General features: G+C 41.7%; 21 protein-coding genes and 1 rRNA gene. 16 read left to right on the plus strand and 6 right to left on the minus strand.

What is annotated here, in order from left to right:
- The 8 genes from VGA95_02245 to VGA95_02280 form a co-directional block, all read left to right on the plus strand.
- Positions 1 to 409 (plus strand): 23S ribosomal RNA (locus tag VGA95_02245); the annotation flags it as partial.
- A 589-nt stretch (positions 410 to 998) separates the two neighbouring features.
- Positions 999 to 1544, plus strand: coding sequence for a hypothetical protein (locus tag VGA95_02250; GenBank protein ID HEX9665356.1), 546 nt, complete (start codon positions 999 to 1001; stop codon positions 1542 to 1544).
- A 196-nt stretch (positions 1545 to 1740) separates the two neighbouring features.
- The gene (locus VGA95_02255) at positions 1741 to 2685 is read left to right on the plus strand and encodes an NAD-dependent epimerase/dehydratase family protein (GenBank protein ID HEX9665357.1); all 945 of its coding nucleotides are present in this window, start codon (positions 1741 to 1743) and stop codon (positions 2683 to 2685) included.
- Positions 2686 to 3040: 355 nt separating this feature from the next.
- Entirely contained in the window at positions 3041 to 3421 is a 381-nt protein-coding gene (locus tag VGA95_02260; GenBank protein HEX9665358.1) for a nuclear transport factor 2 family protein, read from the plus strand.
- A 532-nt stretch (positions 3422 to 3953) separates the two neighbouring features.
- A complete protein-coding gene (locus VGA95_02265) occupies positions 3954 to 4379 on the plus strand; it encodes a cupin domain-containing protein (GenBank protein HEX9665359.1) in 426 nt (141 codons plus the stop codon).
- A 249-nt stretch (positions 4380 to 4628) separates the two neighbouring features.
- Entirely contained in the window at positions 4629 to 5129 is a 501-nt protein-coding gene (locus VGA95_02270; protein HEX9665360.1) for a hypothetical protein, read from the plus strand.
- Between the two features lie 340 nt (positions 5130 to 5469).
- A complete protein-coding gene (locus VGA95_02275; GenBank protein HEX9665361.1) occupies positions 5470 to 5778 on the plus strand; it encodes a DUF1272 domain-containing protein in 309 nt (102 codons plus the stop codon).
- A 529-nt stretch (positions 5779 to 6307) separates the two neighbouring features.
- Positions 6308 to 6766 carry a hypothetical protein gene (locus VGA95_02280; protein ID HEX9665362.1) on the plus strand — a complete coding sequence of 153 codons (459 nt, stop codon included), beginning with the start codon at positions 6308 to 6310 and terminating at the stop codon, positions 6764 to 6766.
- A gap of 286 nt (positions 6767 to 7052) precedes the next feature.
- On the opposite strand, the gene VGA95_02285 is transcribed toward VGA95_02280, so the two are convergent.
- Positions 7053 to 8672, minus strand: coding sequence for a hypothetical protein (locus VGA95_02285; GenBank protein ID HEX9665363.1), 1620 nt, complete (start codon positions 8670 to 8672; stop codon positions 7053 to 7055).
- A 227-nt stretch (positions 8673 to 8899) separates the two neighbouring features.
- Between VGA95_02285 and VGA95_02290 the strand changes: the two genes are divergently transcribed.
- From VGA95_02290 to VGA95_02310, 5 genes are all read left to right on the plus strand, one after another.
- Entirely contained in the window at positions 8900 to 9838 is a 939-nt protein-coding gene (locus VGA95_02290; GenBank protein ID HEX9665364.1) for a DUF5996 family protein, read from the plus strand.
- 342 nt (positions 9839 to 10180) lie between these two features.
- The gene (locus tag VGA95_02295) at positions 10181 to 10771 is read left to right on the plus strand and encodes a PIN domain-containing protein (protein HEX9665365.1); all 591 of its coding nucleotides are present in this window, start codon (positions 10181 to 10183) and stop codon (positions 10769 to 10771) included.
- Positions 10772 to 11302: 531 nt separating this feature from the next.
- Complete coding sequence (locus VGA95_02300; protein ID HEX9665366.1) at positions 11303 to 11752, plus strand: hypothetical protein; 450 nt, start codon at positions 11303 to 11305, stop codon at positions 11750 to 11752.
- Positions 11749 to 11994, plus strand: a complete 246-nt coding sequence (locus tag VGA95_02305; GenBank protein ID HEX9665367.1) for a CopG family antitoxin — start codon at positions 11749 to 11751, stop codon at positions 11992 to 11994. Before VGA95_02300 ends, VGA95_02305 begins: the two co-directional genes overlap by 4 nt.
- A gap of 73 nt (positions 11995 to 12067) precedes the next feature.
- On the plus strand, positions 12068 to 12445 hold the full coding sequence (locus VGA95_02310) for an ATP-dependent Clp protease adaptor ClpS (GenBank protein HEX9665368.1): 378 nt from the start codon (positions 12068 to 12070) through the stop codon (positions 12443 to 12445).
- A gap of 369 nt (positions 12446 to 12814) precedes the next feature.
- Here the strand turns inward: VGA95_02310 and VGA95_02315 are convergent, their stop codons facing one another.
- Both VGA95_02315 and VGA95_02320 read right to left on the minus strand, forming a co-directional pair.
- Positions 12815 to 13768, minus strand: coding sequence for a dipeptidase (locus VGA95_02315; protein HEX9665369.1), 954 nt, complete (start codon positions 13766 to 13768; stop codon positions 12815 to 12817).
- A 220-nt stretch (positions 13769 to 13988) separates the two neighbouring features.
- Positions 13989 to 15548 (minus strand): hydantoinase B/oxoprolinase family protein, encoded by a 1560-nt coding sequence (locus VGA95_02320; protein HEX9665370.1) that lies wholly within the window; start codon positions 15546 to 15548, stop codon positions 13989 to 13991.
- Positions 15549 to 16317: 769 nt separating this feature from the next.
- Between VGA95_02320 and VGA95_02325 the strand changes: the two genes are divergently transcribed.
- Both VGA95_02325 and VGA95_02330 read left to right on the plus strand, forming a co-directional pair.
- A complete protein-coding gene (locus VGA95_02325; protein HEX9665371.1) occupies positions 16318 to 17277 on the plus strand; it encodes an NAD-dependent epimerase/dehydratase family protein in 960 nt (319 codons plus the stop codon).
- 141 nt (positions 17278 to 17418) lie between these two features.
- On the plus strand, positions 17419 to 17613 hold the full coding sequence (locus VGA95_02330) for a Trm112 family protein (GenBank protein HEX9665372.1): 195 nt from the start codon (positions 17419 to 17421) through the stop codon (positions 17611 to 17613).
- A gap of 348 nt (positions 17614 to 17961) precedes the next feature.
- On the opposite strand, the gene sucD is transcribed toward VGA95_02330, so the two are convergent.
- From sucD to VGA95_02345, 3 genes are all read right to left on the minus strand, one after another.
- Positions 17962 to 18837 carry a succinate--CoA ligase subunit alpha gene (gene sucD / locus VGA95_02335; protein ID HEX9665373.1) on the minus strand — a complete coding sequence of 292 codons (876 nt, stop codon included), beginning with the start codon at positions 18835 to 18837 and terminating at the stop codon, positions 17962 to 17964.
- 146 nt (positions 18838 to 18983) lie between these two features.
- Positions 18984 to 19853 (minus strand): YicC/YloC family endoribonuclease, encoded by an 870-nt coding sequence (locus VGA95_02340; protein ID HEX9665374.1) that lies wholly within the window; start codon positions 19851 to 19853, stop codon positions 18984 to 18986.
- Positions 19850 to 20386, minus strand: a complete 537-nt coding sequence (locus VGA95_02345) for a DUF4416 family protein (GenBank protein HEX9665375.1) — start codon at positions 20384 to 20386, stop codon at positions 19850 to 19852. The genes VGA95_02340 and VGA95_02345 overlap by 4 nt, the downstream gene beginning before the upstream one ends.
- A 348-nt stretch (positions 20387 to 20734) precedes the next feature.
- Here VGA95_02345 and VGA95_02350 point away from each other — a divergent pair, with 348 nt between their 5' ends.
- Positions 20735 to 21079 carry a hypothetical protein gene (locus VGA95_02350; protein ID HEX9665376.1) on the plus strand — a complete coding sequence of 115 codons (345 nt, stop codon included), beginning with the start codon at positions 20735 to 20737 and terminating at the stop codon, positions 21077 to 21079.
- The last annotated feature ends 3 nt before the right edge of the window (positions 21080 to 21082 follow it).

Raw genomic sequence — 21082 nt, forward strand, 5'->3', positions numbered from 1 at the left:
GGTACCTCGATGTCGGCTCATCGCATCCTGGGGCTGTAGAAGGTCCCAAGGGTTGGGCTGTTCGCCCATTAAAGCGGTACGCGAGCTGGGTTTAGAACGTCGTGAGACAGTTCGGTCCCTATCTGCAGCGGGCGTAGGAGATTTGAGGGGATCTGCTCATAGTACGAGAGGACCTGAGTGGACGAGCCTCTAGTGTACCAGTTGTCGCGCCAGCGGCAGCGCTGGGTAGTCATGCTCGGAAGGGATAACCGCTGAAGGCATCTAAGCGGGAAGCCTACCCCAAGATTAGATCTCCCGAACCGTAAGGTTCCTAAAGGTCCCTTGAAGACCACGAGGTAGATAGGCCTAAGGTGTAAGCCCTGTAAGGGGTTTAGCTGATGGGTACTAATTGACCGTGCGACTTAACTGCGGGGCTTGAAAGCCCTTACAAATAGCGCTAAAAATCTCAGCCCTGTGAGATAGCTTAAAACATCTCACAGGGTCAGCACAATATCCAGTTGTCAAAGACTCACCATTCCTGTTTATCAATTCAAATTTTACATTTTCATGGCTTTTCAGCGGATATCAACCCGCTCATCCAAAGCCCTGAGTACATTCGAAGTGTCGAAGGGTGTATTTATTTGTTTCCGTTTCTTACCCACCGACAGGGGTGAATGGCTTGCCGCAATCATGTTAATGTTTGCATCGTGTTAAAAGGGAAGCTATCTTTTAAAGCTTATAAGATTTTGTTCGGTACTGAAAGAATAGTGTTTGCACTTTGCAGCCTCAGGAACCCTAGGTACAAGTTACGTGGGAAGTTGTTCAATGATCATTCAGGTAGCTGTTGACTTAAGTGAATATATTTCATAAGTAAGCAATACCTCAAACAAAGGCAAGATGGGTAAAAGGTTTTTCGTATAACACACGGAATAAGGTGTTTATACTGACTTTTGTTTGTATAATTAATGGTTAGACCACTTCGCGCCTTTAGAAGTAAAATCACCCGAAGGAGACGTGTTATGAAACCTAAGCCTCATTTTCTCGTGCTCTCAGCCATTCTCACCATTATAGTTGCATCGTGCGCGCCGCAACAGGTACACCAAACCGATAAGGCGAAGACAGAGACTACTCCGAGCGAACATACAAGCGGCATGGAGGGTATGAACGCACGCGGCGACAAAGTCATGGGCTTCGACCACCTGAAGACGACGCACCATTTTTGCCTCTTTACCTATGGCGGTGCTATCGAAATCGAAGCGAAAGATGCGAAAGATGCTGTTACCCGCCATCAGATTAGGCGGCATCTGAGTCGCATTGCCAAAATGTTTTCTGATGGAGATTTTAATTCGCCGATGCTGATCCATGGCCAAACACCTTCAGGTGTGCCAACGATGCAAAGGCTAAAGGGTGAGATCAAGTACCAGTTTGAGGAGACGGAGAGAGGCGGGCGGGTGCGCATATCGACTAGCAATCCGGAAGGGTTGGCTTCGATTCACGAGTTCTTGAGGTTCCAAATAAAAGAACATCAAACGGGAGATATAACCGAAGTGATCCAGCAATCTTAAACAGAGTTCGGATATGTCTTGCTGATCGTGTTTTATATGCGGGGTCTAACAAGTGATTCGAGCTGACCACGAGATAGCGCGTCTGTCATTCGTCAGCTCGGATGATTTCCAGGTTGTGTGCGCGGCCGCTCATTTGCCGCGTTATGAGCGTTAAATATAACAACAAAAAAGACGATAATATATCGTGAGGAAACAAATGCAAACTATTCTAGGTTCCGGTGGTGTTATTGGCAGGGAGTTGGCCAAGGCATTAATAAAATATACTTATAAAATTCGATTGGTGAGTCGAACCCCTCAAAAAGTCAATTCAACAGACAGTGTATTTCCTTGCAATTTATTAGAAGAATCCAAGGTTTCAGAAGCTGTAAAAGGATCACAGATTGCCTATTTAACTGCCGGGTTACCTTATGATGCAAAGGTTTGGCAATCAACTTGGCCGGAACTAATGAAAAATGTTATTGAAGCGTGTAAAACACATCGCGTAAAGTTAGTTTTTTTCGATAATGTGTATATGTATGACCCAAACTGTGTATCGCATTTAACTGAGGAAACACGGATAAATCCTTTGAGTAAGAAGGGAATGGTTAGAGCTCAGATTGCACAAATGATTTTAGATGAAGTAGAAGCAGGGAATCTGCGGGCTCTGATAGCCAGATCTGCCGATTTTTATGGTCCTGATAATGATAAAAGTGTTTTGGGGGAGACCGTATTTAAAAACTTAAAAAATGGCAAAAAAGCAAATTGGCTCTGTTCCGTGAATTACAAACATTCTTTCACATTTACACCAGATGCCGGAAAGGCAACCGCTCTATTAGGTAATTCTGCTGAAGCATACAATCAGGTATGGCATTTACCAACCGCCAAAGCTCCTCTGACAGGTAAAGAATGGATTGCAGCGTTTGCTAAAGAAATGAATTTAAATCCTAAATATCGGGTCGCGGGGAAAAATATGGTCCGATTACTGGGCTTGTTCGATCCATTGATGAAAGAGTTGGTTGAGATGCTTTATCAATATGATCAAGACTACTGTTTTGATAGTAGTAAATTTGAAAGTCACTATGATTTAAGGCCAACACCATATCTTGAAGGTATAAGGCAAATTGTAGAAAAAGAATATGACCAAAAAGACTCCACAAAGTGAAATGCATAAAAACAGCGATTGGAGCGCGACGGGAGGCTTTTGGGCGTTTGAAGAAGTTTACGACAGATGTTACATTCTGATGAGCAAAGGGGACCGATCGGTTTTCGCTGACGAATGCTTTCCACCGTTATCTTCGTAAATGGGGAGCCAGAAATTTCTTTTTAAGCAGTTCCGCATTTCGGAAAGGCTCTGCGCTCACCAGAGGCAATTTCGATTTTCTTTATTGACATGAAATTAGGCTTGTTGTACCATGGAGAATACGGCGTTTGCAGCCTAATTAGTAGTTAGCAAGCGTTGGCGATACTGCATGCGCGGCGTCAACCGCACGCGTGATATGGTTCACGAGGAGGCTTAGATGAGTAAGGCGAAGAACCGCGCTACGATTGAGGCGCTGGTGGCGGCGATCAACGGGAGAGACCACGAGGCGCTCGACAAGGTGTTCACCGAGGATGTAGCGATGGAGTGGCCTCAGTCCGGTGAGCGGATCAACGGCGGTCAAAACCGACGTGAAATCTACAGCCGCTTTCCGTCGCTCCCCAAGGTCACACCGCGGCGGATAACCGGCAGTGGCGACGTCTGGGTGCTCGAGGCAAACCTCGACTACGGCGACGGTGAGCCGTACCCGTGCGTGTTCGTCTTCGAGATGCGGGGCGGTTTGATCGCCAAGGAGGTCGCCTACTGGACGAAGCCTTTCCCGGCACCCGCGTGGCGCGCCCCGTGGGTCGAGCGCATGTAGAACCCGTACCGACGCCCCCTTACTTGCTTTTAGAGTGGCTGACAGTTTTTGGAGTAGTTAAATTACCGTCCGTCCTGAGCAGGGTCGAACGGCGTAATGGTTAATAATCTATAGGAAAGGATGCATCCCTTGACCGAGCCTGGGATGGGTGTATTCATATCCGCCGTAGAAAATAGTCTGCTTAAATACAATTGGTATAACCCCTCATCCATGCGAACTAGCACTTTTTGGTGCCATTGAGTAGTGCTTGCGTCCTATGGTCTCACGAACCTGATCGAGAAGTTCCTTTCTGGGTGATTTTCGATTTCCTCATCTTGACCTGAAATCAGGTTTCTTGTATTCTGAGTACTAATTAGATTAAGCGGTGATTTGCGGTATAACATCCGCCTTCTCGATGTTATCCTGGATTTCTCGAGGCTGAATATTAGTTAGCATGACCGGCATTATCTTTATTTACTGAGATTGTAAGGAGGAGACAATGAATACATCACATCGAATAATAGCAGTAATCGTGGCAGTTGGGATGGGCTTGATGGCTTGGTTCCTTGCGCAGGCGCAGGAGGGCGGGCATATTTTGCTTAACTCGGCTGATATAAAGTGGGCTGACGCGCCGCCATCGATGTCACCGGGCGCACAGATCGCTGTGATTGAAGGGGATTTGAAAAAAGCTGAGCCCTTCGCGTTCCGCCTTAAACTCCCCGCTAATTACAAGATTCCACCACACACCCATCCGGCTATAGAACACGTGACCGTTCTCTCCGGAACTTTCTACATGGGGGCTGGAGATCAACTCGATCAGGAGAAAGCCATAGCTTTGACACCCGGCAGTTTCGCAGCGTTTCAACCGGGGCACAGTATGTTTGCCTGGACTGAGGAAGAAACTGTAATCCAGGTGCATGGGGTTGGTCCGTGGGGGATCGATTACATTAGCCCGGCGGACGATCCGAGAAAGAAATAACCAGAAGAAAAAGGGTAAGGCACCCCTTTTTCGTTGAAGATTGATGTCCACGAGTAGCTTCACCGTTGGAGAGGCAGAAGTTTCTTTTTGGGGCTGTTTTCGTTCTCCTCTTCTTGACCTGAAATTATGTCATTTATATACTGTGGGTAATCATTGGGATAAGCAATCATTTGCAGTAAATATTACTTTTGGTAAATATAGTGCATTATTACTGATTAATTAATAGTTAGGAGCTAGAGAAACTTTTAAATGGAAGGTCTAATAACATTCGTGGTTGGAGTTGCTGTTGGCATCTTGGGGTACTCCATCACCATGAAAGTCAGTTTTAAGCAACGCACGATAGACTACAAAATACGCGTGTATGATGTCCTGATAGGCAAGTGGGTCCAAATGCGGAACCACATTTATGCTCACCACCCAGGAAACTCATCTGATAATGTCTCGTCACAGGTGATCTACCAGTTTGATCAAATGTATGGAGAATCACAGCAGCTCATAGGTGAAGCGATACTTGTGTGCGAAGATGCTGTACTGACGAACGATATAAATGAATTAAACGAGCGAATGTATAGAACTAAATGGCACAATCTTCCTTTGGAGCAACTGAATGAGGCTATGGAGTCGATAAAGAAGGATGCCATTTCAATTGTCTCGAGGATGAGAGAAGACATAAAAGAAAGTACAAGATTGGAGCTGCGCGACTTCGCACATATCGCGTCTGGGTTTTGGCATAAACGGCACGATAGTTAAGATAAAAACGTCATTTGAAGTTCACGCCCGAGGTACCCCGAAAATGCTGGAGTTGATTGCTGACTAACTAGATGAGATAAATGTTTTGATCAAAGTAGGTAGAAAGATCGCGACAAAATTGAACAACCCATCTACTCGACACGGTCGTCACTACTCAGAAGGAAGTGCCGCTTTGGGTGGTTTTTCCATCTCCTCTTCTGGAACTGAAAATAAGTTCTTTGTATTCTAAGAGCTAATTTGATTGGGCGACGATTTGCGGTATAACTTCCCTGTTTGGATATTATTCTGCATTTTTGCAGGCTAATTATTAAATGTGTCAATTGAATAAGGAGAGATTTGAATGTTAGAGCTGCGACCTACTTGTGAGCATTGCAATAAGAACTTACCACCGGTTTCTACTGAAGCAATGATTTGCAGCTATGAATGTACTTTTTGCAAAGACTGCGTTGATGAAGTTTTAGAAGATGTGTGTCCAAATTGTGGTGGCGGTTTTTGTCCAAGGCCAATAAGGCCGAGTAATAATCTGAAAGATGATAATTACCTGGGCAAAGACCCGGCTTCCACAAAAGTTAGACATAAGCCGGTGAACATAGAAGTCCATCGTGAATTTTCCCAGAGCATTAAGAATGTGCCGCCACACGAGCGTTAAACACATAACAATCGGCTGCCCGCAGACTCGATTAGCTCGACGCCGTGTCGGCCACTTGCTCGGCTGTCCCGTGAATTGTCGCGACATCTCCCTGGTTCCGTCTTAGCACGAGTTCTGCAGCGAGCCGTCCGGTCTCCGCCGCCGCATTCATGAACCCGCGCGAAAAGGTCGATGGGATTGGGTGAAATGAAATGCACCCCTTTTTCGTTGAAGATTACTTTGCACGAGTAACTTCACCGTTGGATGGGCAGATAATTTCCTAAATTGGTGAATTTCTATTTCCTCTCCTTGACCTGAAATTAGGCTTGTTGTATCCTGACTACTAGTACATTTAAGCAATGATTTGCAGTATAACATCCTTTTTGCATGTTGTGCTTGGTCTTTGCTTGCTAATTATAATTAGGATTCTAGGATCTTCTACATGGCAATCATCGCATGCCTGGGGTGGGGTTCTCTTGTATGAGATCCCCAAGGGCTCCCGGTTCATCGTCAGTGGTTTGCTGATGGCCCGTTTGTGAAGGTGGAATTTGTGCGCCAGTCAGACGACGGCCGAATTACGCTGGTTCTGGACGATGTTGCTTCACCGGTGCGCTCGCTTTGGGCAGTGATGGATGATTCCGATCTGGGAGCCGCTCGAGAAGCACTTCGCAAGCGTGAACGAATTCCCGGTAACAACTCGACGCATATCGGGTCATGGTCTCAGGGAGATAACGCCCCTGAGTTGATTCTTGATCTTCCCGAATGGGTGGCATCACGTGGAGTGCGGTCGGTCATATGGTCTGCTTTACCGTCAAAATTTGAAGGTAAGAACGGACAAACCCCAACGTGTGAGCAAGTGCTTCGATATCTCAGCGGGCTGACTGGAGCACTCCGTGATGCAGCCGAGCGCTACGTTAGCTTGGCGCCTCGCCAAATTGACACGCTGTACCGGCGTCGAATAGAAGCAGTACTTCAATGGACACCGCAGGGTCCAAACTTTGGGTCATGATGCGGTTGTGGCTCTATTAATTAGTTAACGCATCGGTTAAGTTACTCGTTAGATCACGTAGATCGGTATGAAGTTTACGATAAGGTCTTTAATGGTGGATTTTTGGTTTACAATCAATCCCACCATTTTACAAAGCCTAATATTTCAAGGGTTCATCCTAATTTTCTTCCTTGAGTTTGAATCCATCGGTAAAATGAATTAACAGGTTTTTAAGCTTATTAATATCAAGCGATATAGATCACTTAAACGGAAACTGGTAAAGCACTGTATAGGAGATGTTGGATCCTTACTCGAACTTTAAACCCCAGAAGTCCTTGAACCTTTCATCAAGAAAACGGTTTCTTAATTTGCTGCCCTTAATTTTTTGAACGACAGATAAGAATCCTTCGCTTGAATTGTTCTTTAGGGTGGAGAAAACATCCTCTAATTCAATCTTATCGATCATCTCATCAAACAGTTCCAATTCTTCAATATTTATAAGAAGTATATGAAAATCTTTCAAACCGTTAAGATGTTTATCTCTCTCTACATTTTCAAGCGCGTCTTTTATCCATGATTCATACAACGAACTAGATACGAATGGCATGTCCATAAAAACTATACAGGGAAATACCTTTTTGTTTTTGAATTGGCTAAACTCATTATAATATTTCGGAATATCTTCTACCCTTTTGAAAATCTGCTCTATCGCATCTACAATTTTTTTGATCTCTCCTTTCACTATAAGTTCTTTATCGCCGGTCTGTCTACTTAGTAAAGCAAACTGGTTAGCCTTTGCCTCAAATAGATAGATTTTGTCTCCTCTTTCGACCCACCAGTCAACAAATTTACCTTTAGGATAATCTAACTCTGGGTGAACATTCTGCTCTCCATAGATTCCCTTTAAGATAACCCCTACATATTCTTGAAAGACATACCCGAAATAGTTTCTAAATTCTTGTTGTTGAGCTTTATCTTCAAAATAGCGATGAAATAACCAATAAATCCCCCCAAAAGCTTTTCTAACATACGCAGACGCATTTGGCACAACAAACGGATCACCACGATGCTTTGCATCGGTTTCTATAATTGGATAAACCAATAACGGATTAAACCTCGTCTTTGTAAAAATTGGATTCAGGTTTGCATTAAAGCGGACATCTTCGCTTTTGAAACTTTTGTAATCCGCTTTTAATATATTGAGGAAGTTATTAATTTTTTCTTCGATCAGGACATCCTTTAATTGAGGTATGTCGGCCTTAGTGAACATTGGGATGCTGAAAGTCGCTGTTCTCTTGGAGCCAGCAGCCACTGCCGTAGCGATTAGGAGATAATCGTTTATTCTTAAGCTTGTTTCCATTTCGAAAATAAGGGATAAATTTTCGAATTTCCCAGGAAGTATTTTTTTGACCAAGTCATTAAAGATAACAAACGTTCTTGCCATCATATAAATGGGTAAGAATTGGTATTCCATTTGCTCGAAGTGAAGTCGTATCATCAAAGATCGGACCTTATCTTCGTTAGTGATTTCATAGGTTTCGGTATGCTCTGGTTGTGTGAGTGAGTTATTATAGATATTGCATAAAGCAAGCCAATTATCTTTTTCGTGTATATATTTTGATTTGTGATCATTGGCTCCAGAAATAAGCAAAAGATTCGCCAAGTAGGCCAAGGCAAATTGGCTTATTATTATCCCCGTGTTTTGTTCTCTATGAGCAGCGATGCCAATGTTATTTGGGTCCCCGCTATTGAATATGTAAATAGAAGCTTTGCCCAGAGTAATGATTCCGCCTCGCAGATTATATCTCCTTAAAACAGTCTTCAGTTCTTCTTCAGACACTGAGCCCTCCGGTCTATTACCAAGTTCAGCAATATCGCTATCACAAGGTATTGTTATTATTTCTGGGATCATAGTGTGATTTTTCATCAAACCGTATTTCTAAGTTATTTTTTGTGAGTCTTTCTATATTTTACTCAATATATAAAGAAAGACGGAAAAAGAACGCATCACTTTTTCGTCGAAGAATGCCTTCACTGGTAGCTTCGCCATTCGAGAGGCAGAAGTGTCTTTGGTGTGTTTTCCATTTCTTCTTCTTGACCTGAAAATAGGTTTTCAGTATTCTAGGTGCAGTATTAGATGCGAGGATTATCCTGATGCTAAAAGGAGCTTCAGAAAACGAAACATGGCCGAGTCTCCCTTTAGATGAGTGGAAAGAGACGTGTGCCACGCTGCACATGTGGTTCCAGATGGTCGGGAAGATTCGGCTGGCCCAGAGTCCTTGGGTTAACCATTCTTGGAACGTCACCCTCTACGTGACCGCCCGTGGCCTCACTACTTCCCCCATTCCCTATGGAACGAGGACCTTTCAGATTGATTTCGATTTTACTGATCACAAGCTATTAATTCAGTCCAGCGACGGTAGAGCTGGCTCCATTCTCCTTCGACCCTGCTCCGTCGCGGCGTTTTATAGGAAGCTCATGGAAGAGCTGAATAAGCTCGATTTGCATCTCAAGATCAACACGAAACCAAACGAAATGCCGGACCCGATTCCCTTCGACCAGGATGAGGTGCATGCTTCGTATGATCCCGACTACGCCAACCGCTTTTGGCAGGTGCTCTTACAGTCCGATCGGGTCTTCAAACAGTTTCGAGGCCATTTCATCGGCAAGTGCAGCCCCGTCCATTTCTTCTGGGGTGCCCTCGATCTTGCTGTAACGCGGTTCTCCGGACGACCGGCACCAGAGCATCCCGGGGGAATACCCCATCTTCCCGACGCCGTAACCCGAGAGGCGTATTCACATGAGGTCAGCAGTTGCGGATTCTGGCCAGGGGGTGGCGCGATATCATATCCTGCCTTCTACTCATACGCTTACCCGGAGCCTCACGGCTTCGCCGAAGCCGCTGTCAAACCCGGCATCGCTTTCTACAGCAGTGACTTTCGTGAATTTCTGCTTCCGTATGATGCAGTTAGAACATCCGAGTCACCCGACGACACGCTTCTTGAGTTTCTGCAGACTACGTATGACGCCGCGGCCAATTTGGGAGGCTGGGATCGTAAATCCCTGGAGCGTAGCGATACCTTGCAAGGCTAGACCTAATCTAAGGCGCTAAAATACATTTAGGGTTAAGCATTTAGTTCCTATTTATCGCATCGACGCTATCAGGAAAGGAGGTGCACTCCCTTTTTCGTTGAAGATTACTTCCCACGAGTAGCTTCGCGGACAGCACAATAAGTTTCCTTTTTGGGAGTCACAGTGGCTTAATACAGGTGGTTTTCCATTTCCTCTTCTTGACCTGAAATCAGGATTTTTGTATTCTAGTTTTTAGTCAGATTAGGCAATGATTTGCAGAATAGCATCTCGTTTTGGTTATTATCCTGCATTTTTGCTGTCTAATTCGTAGTTATAGGGATTGAGAAGAAATGCAGGGATGACATGAGTGTAACAGAATATTTGCTTATCGATTTTGAAAATGTTCGGCCTGATGGAATCCCTGCGATTCATGAAAATCAAAACGTGTTTATTTTCGCGGGAGATAACCAGAATAAAATTGATTATGACCTGGTTAGAGCGACCCAGCCCTACGGAAATCGGGTTCAATGGATCAAAATTAAGGGAAGTGGGAGAAATGCCCTTGATTTTCATATTTCCTTTTATCTTGGGAAGTTATCTGCTATTCATAAGCAAGCATCGTTTTTCATATTATCCAAAGATAAAGGTTTTGATCCGCTCATGAGGTATTTGGAAAAATCCGGAATACAATGTAAGAGAATAACTCAATTACAGGATTTTATAACAGGCAAGAAGGAGGTGGATGATGACAGTATATTTGCAAAGATACTTAGGATGCTGCTTAAGATTGATCTGACAAGAAGGCCAAAAAGAATTCGAACATTGAAGGCATTTATCGGATCAAGGAATAAAATGGATAGTGTTAAAGTCGATAAAATTATAAAAAGATTGGCCGACGAGGAAATAATCATTTTGAATGAAGAAAAAGTGTCTTATCCGGCCGGACAAAAATGAAACCGTATAACAACCGAATCGAACTGGCAAAATTTTGCTCGTCACGTTGCTTGCTTACGCAAACGCCGCGCCGACCAGCTCGAAAAGTAAAGGTGTGAGGCCTTGGCATGAGATTTAATTCCTTCGATAAGCTTACATAACTTCTTATCTCTTTTCGTCTCCTATTCTAGTCTGAAAAATAGAAAAGGGGCCACAAGCCTTTTTCGATTAAGAATGCGTTCCACGGGTAGCTTAGCCGCTTGAGAAAAAAAGGTCGGGCTTTGTTTATTTGATTATTTGTTAATCCAGCTCATTTGTAATATCTTTTATCTCTTTTTGCAGTCCATCATCTAACAACAGTTTCTGAGAAAATACGGACAGATACTCAATATTCCTAATCCGCACTTCGACGAAGCTCAGTGTGAACGGTTTTTATATAAAAAAAGAAAAAGAAAATAGTGACAGCTGCCCCTTTTTCTTAACCAATGTTAGATATGAAGTGTGTTTTTTAAATTGTGATATATACTAATATATACTGTGTTCATTTATCGGGTGATTGAAGCACTTGAGAAAAGAAAAGTAGATTACGCTATTGCTGGTGGATATGCAGTAGCGCTCCATGGAGCAGTAAGAGGAACTGTTGATATTGACATTGTTTTACGATTTACGAAAAAGAATCTTCTTGCGGCAGAGGCTGCTCTTAGGGACGTAGGGTTGCAGTCACGTCTTCCGGTAAAAGGAGATGAGGTTTTTGATTTTCGGGAGGAATACATAAAAAATAGAAACCTTTTGGCATGGAATTTTATTAATATTTCTAATCCGACTGAATCTGTTGATATCATACTCACCGATGATTTGAGAAATTTGAAAACAAAAATAATACGCTCAGGTGAAAAGACACTACGGGTAATTTCAATCGATGACCTAATTAAGATGAAAGCGAAGAGTAATAGAGGACAAGACTTAGAGGATATTAAAGCCTTAAGGAGTTTGAAGAAATGAAATCAGTACAATTTTTTTCAAAAGAATATTTGGAAAGGTGTGCTTCAATGAAACCAGAACAGATCCTTCAATTTCTGGAAGATTTTAGAACCCTTCATTCTGAATCAAAAACACAAAAAACCCGTCTTATCAGCATCAAGATCCCCGAAGATTTACTTAATGCTTTCAAAGCCAAAGCAAAAGTTAATGGGATTCCATATCAAACCCAGATCAAAAGGCTGATGGCGGAATGGATGAGATAGTCATATAAGTTTCATTGTCAGCATTCATGAAAATAACAATGTCACAAACCAGTTATATGGTAATATTCAACTGATGAACCAGGTAGTATTTCACATGATCGGCAATTTTTTCGATTCCGAATCAAGAAACCTGCCAACAGCAAAGATCAAAAATCTTTCAGAATTAAAAAGATCTCTGCGCATAACTCGCCAATACAATGTTGTTTTATTAGATGACAACGATCACACCTATGAATATGTAATCGAAATGTTGGTAGAAATTTTTGGGCATAGCAAGGCCCGAGCTTTTGAGATGGCCTGCACAGTAGATCTAATGGGAAGGGTCGTGGTTTTTACATCGACAAAAAAGTCTGCAGAGGAGAAACGAATTCAAATCCTCTCTTATGGTCCTGATTGGAGGCTTTCCAGGAGTAATGGATCGATGAAAGCAATAATCGAACCCGCAGAATAACATATTTGAAAATACCAACCGATACTTATGATTTTTTATCCGCACTTCGACTGGGCCCTTCGACTCAGGACAGGCTCAGTGTGAACGGGTTTTTTGTGCTGATGGGAGCCTAAAGGCTTGCTCTACATGGTAATGATACTTTGCGTAGCGGAGGGCTTTAGGCCTCCATTCTTTACAAGTGATGCAGCGTGTGAATTTATCAGACCCAATAGCCCTTATGTTGTATCCATTGGAATATAAAGAATTCCGCTACAGGAATTCATTGTGTCACGAGCAACACTCGTGACCTACCCGATGGGGAATAAATAACAAAATAATCGGGTTTTTTTCTACAGGAAACGAAAACTTAGATAGGACTGGCTATTTCTTTTAGATAAGGTTCCCTTTTATTACTCTAAGGAAATTGCCCCCCATGATTTTTCTTACCCTTTCTTCTGAGTAGCCTTTTTCTACGAAAAAGTATGCAATCTTTGATAGGTCGGCAACTGTGCGTATTTCGTTTGGGAACTGATCAATCCTTCCTCCGTCCAGATCGCTTCCAATTCCGACATGGGCTTCACCACAGAGATTTATCATGTAATCTGCATGAGTAAAAACATCTTCAAGTGTAGGTTTTTTATTCCCTGTCTTGAGAAAATCGTTATAAAGGACGAGACCGATCACACCGCCTCTTTTCGCGATTGCACGAAGTTGATCATCCTTCAGGTTCCTTGAATGATCTGTTATGGCTCTCGCATTTGAATGAGTGGCAATGGGAATTGTCTCGTAAATCTCTAATGCTTCCCAAAAACAACTTTCGTTGAGATGAGATAAATCGAGTGTAATCCTCAAATCGTTCATTCGTTTAATCAATTCCTTACCTTCATTGGTTAATCCCGAATCCGTATTTGTTCCTGATGCATATTGATTCTGGTCATTCCAGGTAAGACCTATGATGCGAACCCCTTTGTCATAGAATTCATTTAATTTTTCAGGCTCCTTGATTGGGTCTGCACCTTCCATAAGCGTGAGAAAGCCAATTTTAGAGTTATACTCCAGTCTTAAAAGATCCTCAGCACTTTTAATCTGCATTATGCTATCTGAATGTTCATCGTATAATTTTTCATAGATTTCAAACTGTCTTATGGCTACTTTCCTTGTTTTGTTCGGTTTAATTTTGGGATGAACAAATATTGTGTTAAATAGAAGTCTTATATTCCCCTGTTTCAACCACGGTAGGGTAATCATGCAGGGGACGGAGGGATTTACGAAATCTCTCTTAAAGAAACTTAGGTGAAATGCTATATCTTCATGTGCATCTACAATGAAAAGACTATCTAACATATTTTTTTCATAGCCACAAAGGCACTAAGTCACTAAGTTATTAAGAATTTAACATTAAAAAATAAATTTAATAATTTTGTATTCTTTGTGTCTTGGTGGCAAAATTACTATGCCACAAGGGCACTAAGACACTAAGTTTTTAAGGGATTGAAAATTAAAAAAATAAAATCAAACTTTTTTGTTTTTTTGTGCCTTGGTGTCTTAGTGGTTAGCCTCGATTTTACCTTTTTCCCCAGCCTCCACCCCCTGGAGTCTCTATTCTCAAATTATCTCCTTTTTTCACTTCCAGGGAAGCCTTAGCCGGTAAAATACGTGATTTACTATTTCTGATCAAGGTATTTCGTCCCTTTTTCCCTGGTTTTCCCCCATTGACTCCATAAGGTGCAAATATTCGCCTTTCTGTAATAATCGATACCGTGGCATCTGAGAGGAATTTGTATTCCCTGACAATGCCATCCCCCCCCTTGTATTTGCCGCTGCCGCCGCTACTCTTTCGAATAGAATACCCATCAATTCTGATCGGGAGTTCTCTCTCTAAGGCTTCAATAGGGGTGTTCAGCGTATTTGTCATATGGGTTTGTACCGCGCTTACCCCATCTTTTCCAAATCTACCCCCCATTCCGCCAGCAATAGTCTCATAATATGCAAATTCTTTTCCGGTAATTGGATTCTTACCCCCAAAAGTGAAATTGTTCATCGTACCGGAGCTGGCGGCTTGAATCTTTTTCGGAATTGCCTTACTCAGTGCTCCAAAAACGACGTCCACAATACGCTGTGATGTCTCTACATTCCCAGCCGAAACTGCGGCAGGGAATTTTGCGTTGAGAATAGTTCCTTTTTCTGCAATTATTTCAATTATTCTCAGGGGACCCGAGTTCAAAGGCAAATCCTGAGGTGCCAGACATTGAAATACGTATAGAACCGCCGCGGTTGTAACACTTATTGGAACATTAAGGCTACCCTTTACCTGAGCTGAACTACCGGTGAAATCGACATTTGCCCTTTCTGCATCGATTCTTACAGAGGTTTTTATTTTGATATCCTTTGTTCCTACTCCGTCGTTGTCCAAATGATCCTCAAATTTATACGCACCATCGGGTATATCCCTTATAACCTTTCTCATCATTCTTTCGCTGTAATTGAGGAGTTCGCTTCCAGCCTCCTTTACCCTTGGTAATTCATATTTATCCGCGACCTCTCTTATCCTCTTAATTCCTAATTTAAGAGCGCCTACCTGTGCTCTGAAATCTCCTTCCCTCTCTTCTGGATCCCTGGATGAATAGATGATTTTCTCAAAAAGGGATCGGTTTAATCGACCTTTAACGGAGAGCTTGGATGGCGGTATGATGATACCCTCCTCATAAATTGAAGAGGAAAGAGGCATTGATCCCGGTGTGGATCCGCCAATATCAGCATGATGGGCTCGTGTGGCTATGAAGAATTCGGGTTTTCCGTCTATAAAAGCAGGTGCGATACATGTAACATCAGGTAGATGGGTTCCACCCCTGAATGGATCATTCAAAATACATATATCTCCTTCCTGTATATCTAATTCTTCCAATACCGATTTTACTGAAAAACTCATGGATCCGAGATGAACCGGAATATGGGCAGCCTGTGCTATCATCTCTCCCTTTGATTCAAAGATTGCGCATGAGAGATCCCTTCTCTCCTTAATATTAGGTGAAAAAGCTGCTCGAACAAGGATCATGCCCATCTCTTCGGCAATCGAGCTTAAAATGTTTCGGAATATCTCCAGCTCAAATGGACTTAATGGCATCTTAATTCGTATTAACTTGAAAAACGATATGAATTTTGTTCACCTGATTGATAGTAGATTCTTATCTTATAAAAACCTCAGGTTTTTGTCAAACCCTATCGATAAAAGAGATTTCAATGCTTACGTCAGTGTTGCTCTTAGTGTATCATCCTGGATAATTAGCATTTTTGGATTGAAGCAGATAGTTCCCTGCAGCTCGCTTCAGGATTTCAGCGGTCATTGCGAGCACTTCGCTAAACTCAGTGTTAACTGTGCGAAGCAGTCTCTACTTTTTCTACTGTATTGGATTGTTTCGTCCCCTTCGACCTAGCTCAGGGTTTCTCGCGATTGTAGATGTTAGATATTTCGTGGACAAAATTTTTACAATTTCATGAATAGATTTATTTTTATTAATCCTTTTCAGAATGAAAAGGACTTGTACGGCATTCCAGAAATTGCGTTAAGAAAATCAAAAACGAAGACGTAGAAATCTCCCTAAATCCCTCTTTAAAAAAGAATTTCCTCCTTTTCTAAAGGAGGATTAAGGAGGATTATAGCAAATTTTTGGGTAGCCTGGTCCTGAGCGATGTCGAAGGGTTGCTTCTTTGTATCAAGACAAAGAAGTTAGAAATAAGAGTAAGCTAAATGAAGAAAATACTTTTAAAGATTCTGGCCTCGAAATATCTGGCATTTACAGCAATGACCTGATAGACTGAGTCTTTAGGTACTTATAGGCTGCAGCTTGAATCAGGGTTATTTATTGTATAAGGGGCAAATAGCATTGGAGGTAATGAACATAGTGAAGTGTCTTGTAACAGGTGTAGCGGGTTTCATTGGATCTCATCTTGCTGAAAGGCTCCTGAGGGGAGGACATGAATTAGTTGGTATTGATTCATTTGTCGATAACTATCCAAAGCCTATCAAAGAAAATAATATAAAGGGCTTACTGGCGAGTTCTAAGTTTAAATTTATCGAAGGAAGTATAGTCAACATAAATGTTAGCGAAATAGTCGAACAGGTTGATGTGGTCTATCATCAAGCTGCGATTCCAGGAGTACGATCAAGTTGGGGAAAGAATTTCGATCAATATACCTTGAACAATATAAACGTAACTCAAATCTTGCTTGAAGCATGCAAGGATAAAAGGATTAAGAAATTTATTTATGCCTCTTCCTCATCAGTCTATGGAGATGCTATGGAGCTTCCTGTAAAAGAATCAAGTCCCAAATCGCCGATTTCGCCTTATGGGGTTACTAAGCTTGCCGGAGAGAACTTGGCATCACTTTACTTTAAGTGTTATGGAGTTCCAACCGTTTCTCTGAGATACTTTACGGTTTATGGACCAAGGCAACGACCCGATATGGCTTGTCATAGATTCATATCTGCTATTCTTCATGAAAGAAAAATAGAAATCTTTGGTAATGGGGAGCAGACAAGGGATTTTACATACATAGATGATGTGGTTGAGGCGAATCTTCACGCCTTTCTCAATGGGAAAGAAGGAGGGACTTACAATATAGGAGGCGGAAGCAGAGTTAAGCTTATCGAATCTTTAAATATTATTGAAGAGATATCAGGGAAAAAGGCGGACTCAAAATTCATAGAGGCTCAAAGAGGAGATGCAAAGCATACATTTGCGGATGTATCAAATGCGAAGAGGGATCTCGGGTATTCCCCCAGGGTTGATATTAAAGAGGGTTTAAAGAGACATTACGATTGGCTAAAGGAGAATTTGGATATTTATTTATGAGTCTTGTACCAAACTTTTTGAACTTGTAAGCTTGAAAAAAGATAGATTAATTCAACAAAATTTGGCCACAGAGCAAATAAGAAACGCTATAAATTTTCTTGATGTACTCTGTGAACTCTGTGGCTAAGAGGGGAGGTTAGAATGCCGATTGATAAAAAGTTATTGGAAATTCTTGCATGTCCGAAGTGTAAAGGTGATTTAAAGCTCAAAGAAGATGAGTCGGGGTTTATTTGCGAGCAATGTAAACTTTTGTATCCCATCAAGGATGACATTCCCATAATGCTAATTGAGGAAGCAAAAAGCCTTGAGGAGGCTAGGGGAGAAAGTAGAGACTAAATTGACCGGGGTTGCTCACCGGTCCGGCAGATGGTCACGGTGTCACGAGCAAGACTCGTGACCTACCCAAAGTAGATGGAGGCATAAAATAAAAACCGGGTAGCCCGCCAGTCCCTTCGACAAACTCAGGACAGGCTTGCTGGTGGGAGAATAATAGATGTAGCGGAGGGCTTTAGCCCTCCAAAAGTCTGTTTCTAAAAAATATAATAACCAACGAGGAAGACTCGTTGGCTCCCCCAAGCGCACCCTTCGACAAGGCTCAGCGCGAACGGCTTCTTGTGGTCTAATGGAAACCTAAAGGCTTCCTGTACAAATTGTTTAGGAATGCTATGGTATTGCAATAATCCATCAATTCAATCTGAGGGCCTCTTTTAGGGTTTTACCCATTTCTGCCGGGCTCGGGCAAACAGTAACGCCAGCGCGTTCTAAAGCTTCTTGTTTTTCTTTAGCGGTGCCAGAACTGCCTGAGATGATGGCTCCAGCATGTCCCATTCTCTTACCTTTTGGCGCCGTTGCTCCTGCAATGAATGCAACTACGGGTTTGCTAAATTTTTCTTTTATGAATTCCGCAGCTTCTTCTTCAGCGCTTCCTCCAATCTCACCGATTAGAATCACTCCATCTGTATTCTTGTCCTTTTCAAAAAGTCTTAATATATCAATAAAAGTTGATCCAATAATTGGGTCTCCACCGATTCCCACACATGTGGATTGACCTATGCCAATGTCCGTTAACTGCCAGACCGCTTCGTAAGTCAGTGTTCCGCTCCGTGATATAATTCCGACTCTACCAGGGGTATGAATGTATCCGGGCATGATTCCCACTTTAGCCTCACCCGGGGTAATAACACCAGGGCAATTAGGGCCGATTAATCTCACATTTTTCCCTTTTATGTAGTTCTTTACCTTAATCATGTCGAGGGTCGGAATGCCTTCGGTAATACATACCACGAGCTTCACGCCCGCATCGACTGCCTCTATGATAGAATCCATTGCAAAAGGTGCAGGGACAAATATTAGAGATGCATTTGCCTTTGTTTGTTCTATGGCTTCTGAGACGGTATTAAATACAGGGAAACCCTCTATTTCGGTTCCTCCCTTTCCCGGAGTAACCCCGCCGACTACCTTGGTACCATAATCACGGCATTGAGTGGCATGAAAGATACCAGCACTACCAGTTATACCTTGAACTATTACCCTTGTGTTCTTGTTGACAAGTATGCTCATACTTAGACTCCTGTTTACTTTTTATGGATTAACAGAGTTAGTAACGAAATGGTCACGAATGTTAACATGCGACATGTGTACATTCAACAGAATGGATGATAATAGTATCTACAATTTTAAAACAATCCATGAAGCGTAAGCTGCATCTACTCTATGTTTTGGACTTGTTCCCGCATTTTTTCGATTTCTGAACGAAAATCGATTATTAAATGCGAAATGGATGCATCCTTTGATTTAGCAGAGATAGTGCCTGCCTCTCGATTCATCTCCTGTAAGAGAAAATCGCACTCTCTACCGATGGAATGATTTTTCTTGATTGTTTCATTCAATTTACTTATGTGAGCTTTAAGCCTGATGATTTCTTCTGTAATATCGGTTCGTTCGGCCATTATTGCAATTTCTTGGTTAAGTCTGCTTTCATCGAGTTGTTTATCATCTAATAGCTTGCTTATCCTGCTTTTAATGTTCTCTGAAAATGTTTTTTTAAAGTTGCCTCTTTTCGTGTTAACCCGCTTCATGATTTTTTCTAACTTTTGTATTCGACTTTTCAGATCCCTCTCGATCTTCTTCCCTTCGGAAATCCGTGCCTCATCTAGATTTCGCATCGCATTACTCAGGGCAGTCTTTATCTTGTTTAAGTAGACCTTGCTCAGTGTCGGTTTTGATTCATGGGAGAAGAATTCTTTTATGAGTAAAACATGTTCAAGCCTGGTTTTATCTCTTATCAACAGTTCCTTCTTTAATTTTTCTAGCTTCCGAAATGAATCCTTGGCAAGTTCGATGTTCATCACGGGAGTTTTCCTTTTGAGTTCTTCCGATATCAATAAAATTCTCACCTTACCACGGATTACATGTTGCTTTATTATTTCGATTAAATCGGGCTCGATAGATAGAACAGATTCAGGGAGTTGCATAGTGATGTCTAAGAATCTATAATTTTCGGACTTTGCTTCTACTATCATTTTCCCCAAGTTTGTTTCTATTTCACTGTTTCCATACCCTGTCATACTCTTCATGCGAATTTTACCTCCGTTAGTTCCACCATGTACCTTTCTCTTAAATTTTTGAAGAGTCTCCGCAGCTTTTTTGTCCTATAATCAGGATACGTCCACCTTAGTGGTCTGAAATCTTTCTTCATGTACACAAGGGTTAGATCAGCATATACACCTTTACCTAAATATGGGCGATGATAATATCCTTTTCCTGTAGCAAGAATCAAGTGCTCAGGAGCGATGTAACCGGGATCTATATTTATTTGTCTCCTCTCATTTGACGAAAATGACTGTTCGAGATCGTTGGTAAAATGCTTGATTTTTACTAATTCGTCTCTTTTTATTAGCGGCTTGAAAGTGATTATAATCCTTGATAGTTCTGTGCCCATTTCATTCTCATAATATGTTGTATAGTGAAAAGGGAATTTTTCACTTACGTAATCAGCATTGCCTAATCTTTTCTCTAATCTTTTTATACATTTATCAACTCGAGCATTTTTGCTATAAATAATTCCAGTAAAAAGCTTTACTGGAACCGCTTCTTCGAGTTTGCTCACCGTAACAAGAATTATCGAGAAGAGGGATTTGTCAAGTAAATTGTGTATAGTATTAACACTTGCTTAAATATTGATTTAAGTAATAAGGAAAGCAAGATTTAAAGCTGTTGGGAATATAATCTAGGGGATTTTCTAAGAGAATTCCTTGATATTTTACCTTTTTGTAAATATTCTATTTCCCTAATTGGTGTTTGTATATCAATAATTCAATTTATAATGAAAAATTTCCTTTTTTTCATTTTTATAATTTCAGGACTATTGGCATGCTTTAGCAGTACGAAGCCTAATTCCGGTCCAAAGATTCGAAGAGCTTCACCTATTCATACGGTCAGTGGATACCTGGATGCTTTGAAAGGTAAAAATTTTAATAAGGCCTATTCTTACATAACGATCTTATATGCGGGAAACCTTGATGAGGAGAGCTATGTGTTAAATATGAAAAAGACATTGGTTGATGAGTCGAATTGGAATTTGTTGAATTATAAGATAGAAAGCGTTCAGATATTTGGCGAACAAGCCTATGTTGTCGCGGAATTAGATGTAAATTATCAGCTCCCTAAAAATGAGGAACAGGTAAAGAAAACAATAGAAGTTCAATATGTGCTTTCTTATATAGACAATAAATGGAAAATTAATTCTGATGGTTTAGTTGGTAAAGATACGGGGACACCGAATGTCAACAATTCACTTTAGATT

It is taken from the genome of Thermodesulfobacteriota bacterium (assembly GCA_036397855.1).
Taxonomy (GTDB): domain Bacteria; phylum Desulfobacterota_D; class UBA1144; order Nemesobacterales; family CSP1-2; genus DASWID01.

Bases quoted from the DNA above. Each gene is read 5' to 3' on its own strand.
- VGA95_02250 (HEX9665356.1), top strand. From the start codon at position 999: ATGAAACCTAAGCCTCATTTTCTCGTGCTCTCAGCCATTCTCACCATT.
- VGA95_02255 (HEX9665357.1), top strand. From the start codon at position 1,741: ATGCAAACTATTCTAGGTTCCGGTGGTGTTATTGGCAGGGAGTTGGCC.
- VGA95_02260 (HEX9665358.1), top strand. From the start codon at position 3,041: ATGAGTAAGGCGAAGAACCGCGCTACGATTGAGGCGCTGGTGGCGGCG.
- VGA95_02265 (HEX9665359.1), top strand. From the start codon at position 3,954: ATGGCTTGGTTCCTTGCGCAGGCGCAGGAGGGCGGGCATATTTTGCTT.
- VGA95_02270 (HEX9665360.1), top strand. From the start codon at position 4,629: ATGGAAGGTCTAATAACATTCGTGGTTGGAGTTGCTGTTGGCATCTTG.
- VGA95_02275 (HEX9665361.1), top strand. From the start codon at position 5,470: ATGTTAGAGCTGCGACCTACTTGTGAGCATTGCAATAAGAACTTACCA.
- VGA95_02285 (HEX9665363.1), bottom strand. From the start codon at position 8,672: ATGAAAAATCACACTATGATCCCAGAAATAATAACAATACCTTGTGAT.
- VGA95_02290 (HEX9665364.1), top strand. From the start codon at position 8,900: ATGCTAAAAGGAGCTTCAGAAAACGAAACATGGCCGAGTCTCCCTTTA.
- VGA95_02295 (HEX9665365.1), top strand. From the start codon at position 10,181: ATGAGTGTAACAGAATATTTGCTTATCGATTTTGAAAATGTTCGGCCT.
- VGA95_02305 (HEX9665367.1), top strand. From the start codon at position 11,749: ATGAAATCAGTACAATTTTTTTCAAAAGAATATTTGGAAAGGTGTGCT.
- VGA95_02310 (HEX9665368.1), top strand. From the start codon at position 12,068: ATGAACCAGGTAGTATTTCACATGATCGGCAATTTTTTCGATTCCGAA.
- VGA95_02315 (HEX9665369.1), bottom strand. From the start codon at position 13,768: ATGTTAGATAGTCTTTTCATTGTAGATGCACATGAAGATATAGCATTT.
- VGA95_02320 (HEX9665370.1), bottom strand. From the start codon at position 15,548: ATGCCATTAAGTCCATTTGAGCTGGAGATATTCCGAAACATTTTAAGC.
- VGA95_02325 (HEX9665371.1), top strand. From the start codon at position 16,318: ATGAACATAGTGAAGTGTCTTGTAACAGGTGTAGCGGGTTTCATTGGA.
- VGA95_02330 (HEX9665372.1), top strand. From the start codon at position 17,419: ATGCCGATTGATAAAAAGTTATTGGAAATTCTTGCATGTCCGAAGTGT.
- sucD (HEX9665373.1), bottom strand. From the start codon at position 18,837: ATGAGCATACTTGTCAACAAGAACACAAGGGTAATAGTTCAAGGTATA.
- VGA95_02340 (HEX9665374.1), bottom strand. From the start codon at position 19,853: ATGAAGAGTATGACAGGGTATGGAAACAGTGAAATAGAAACAAACTTG.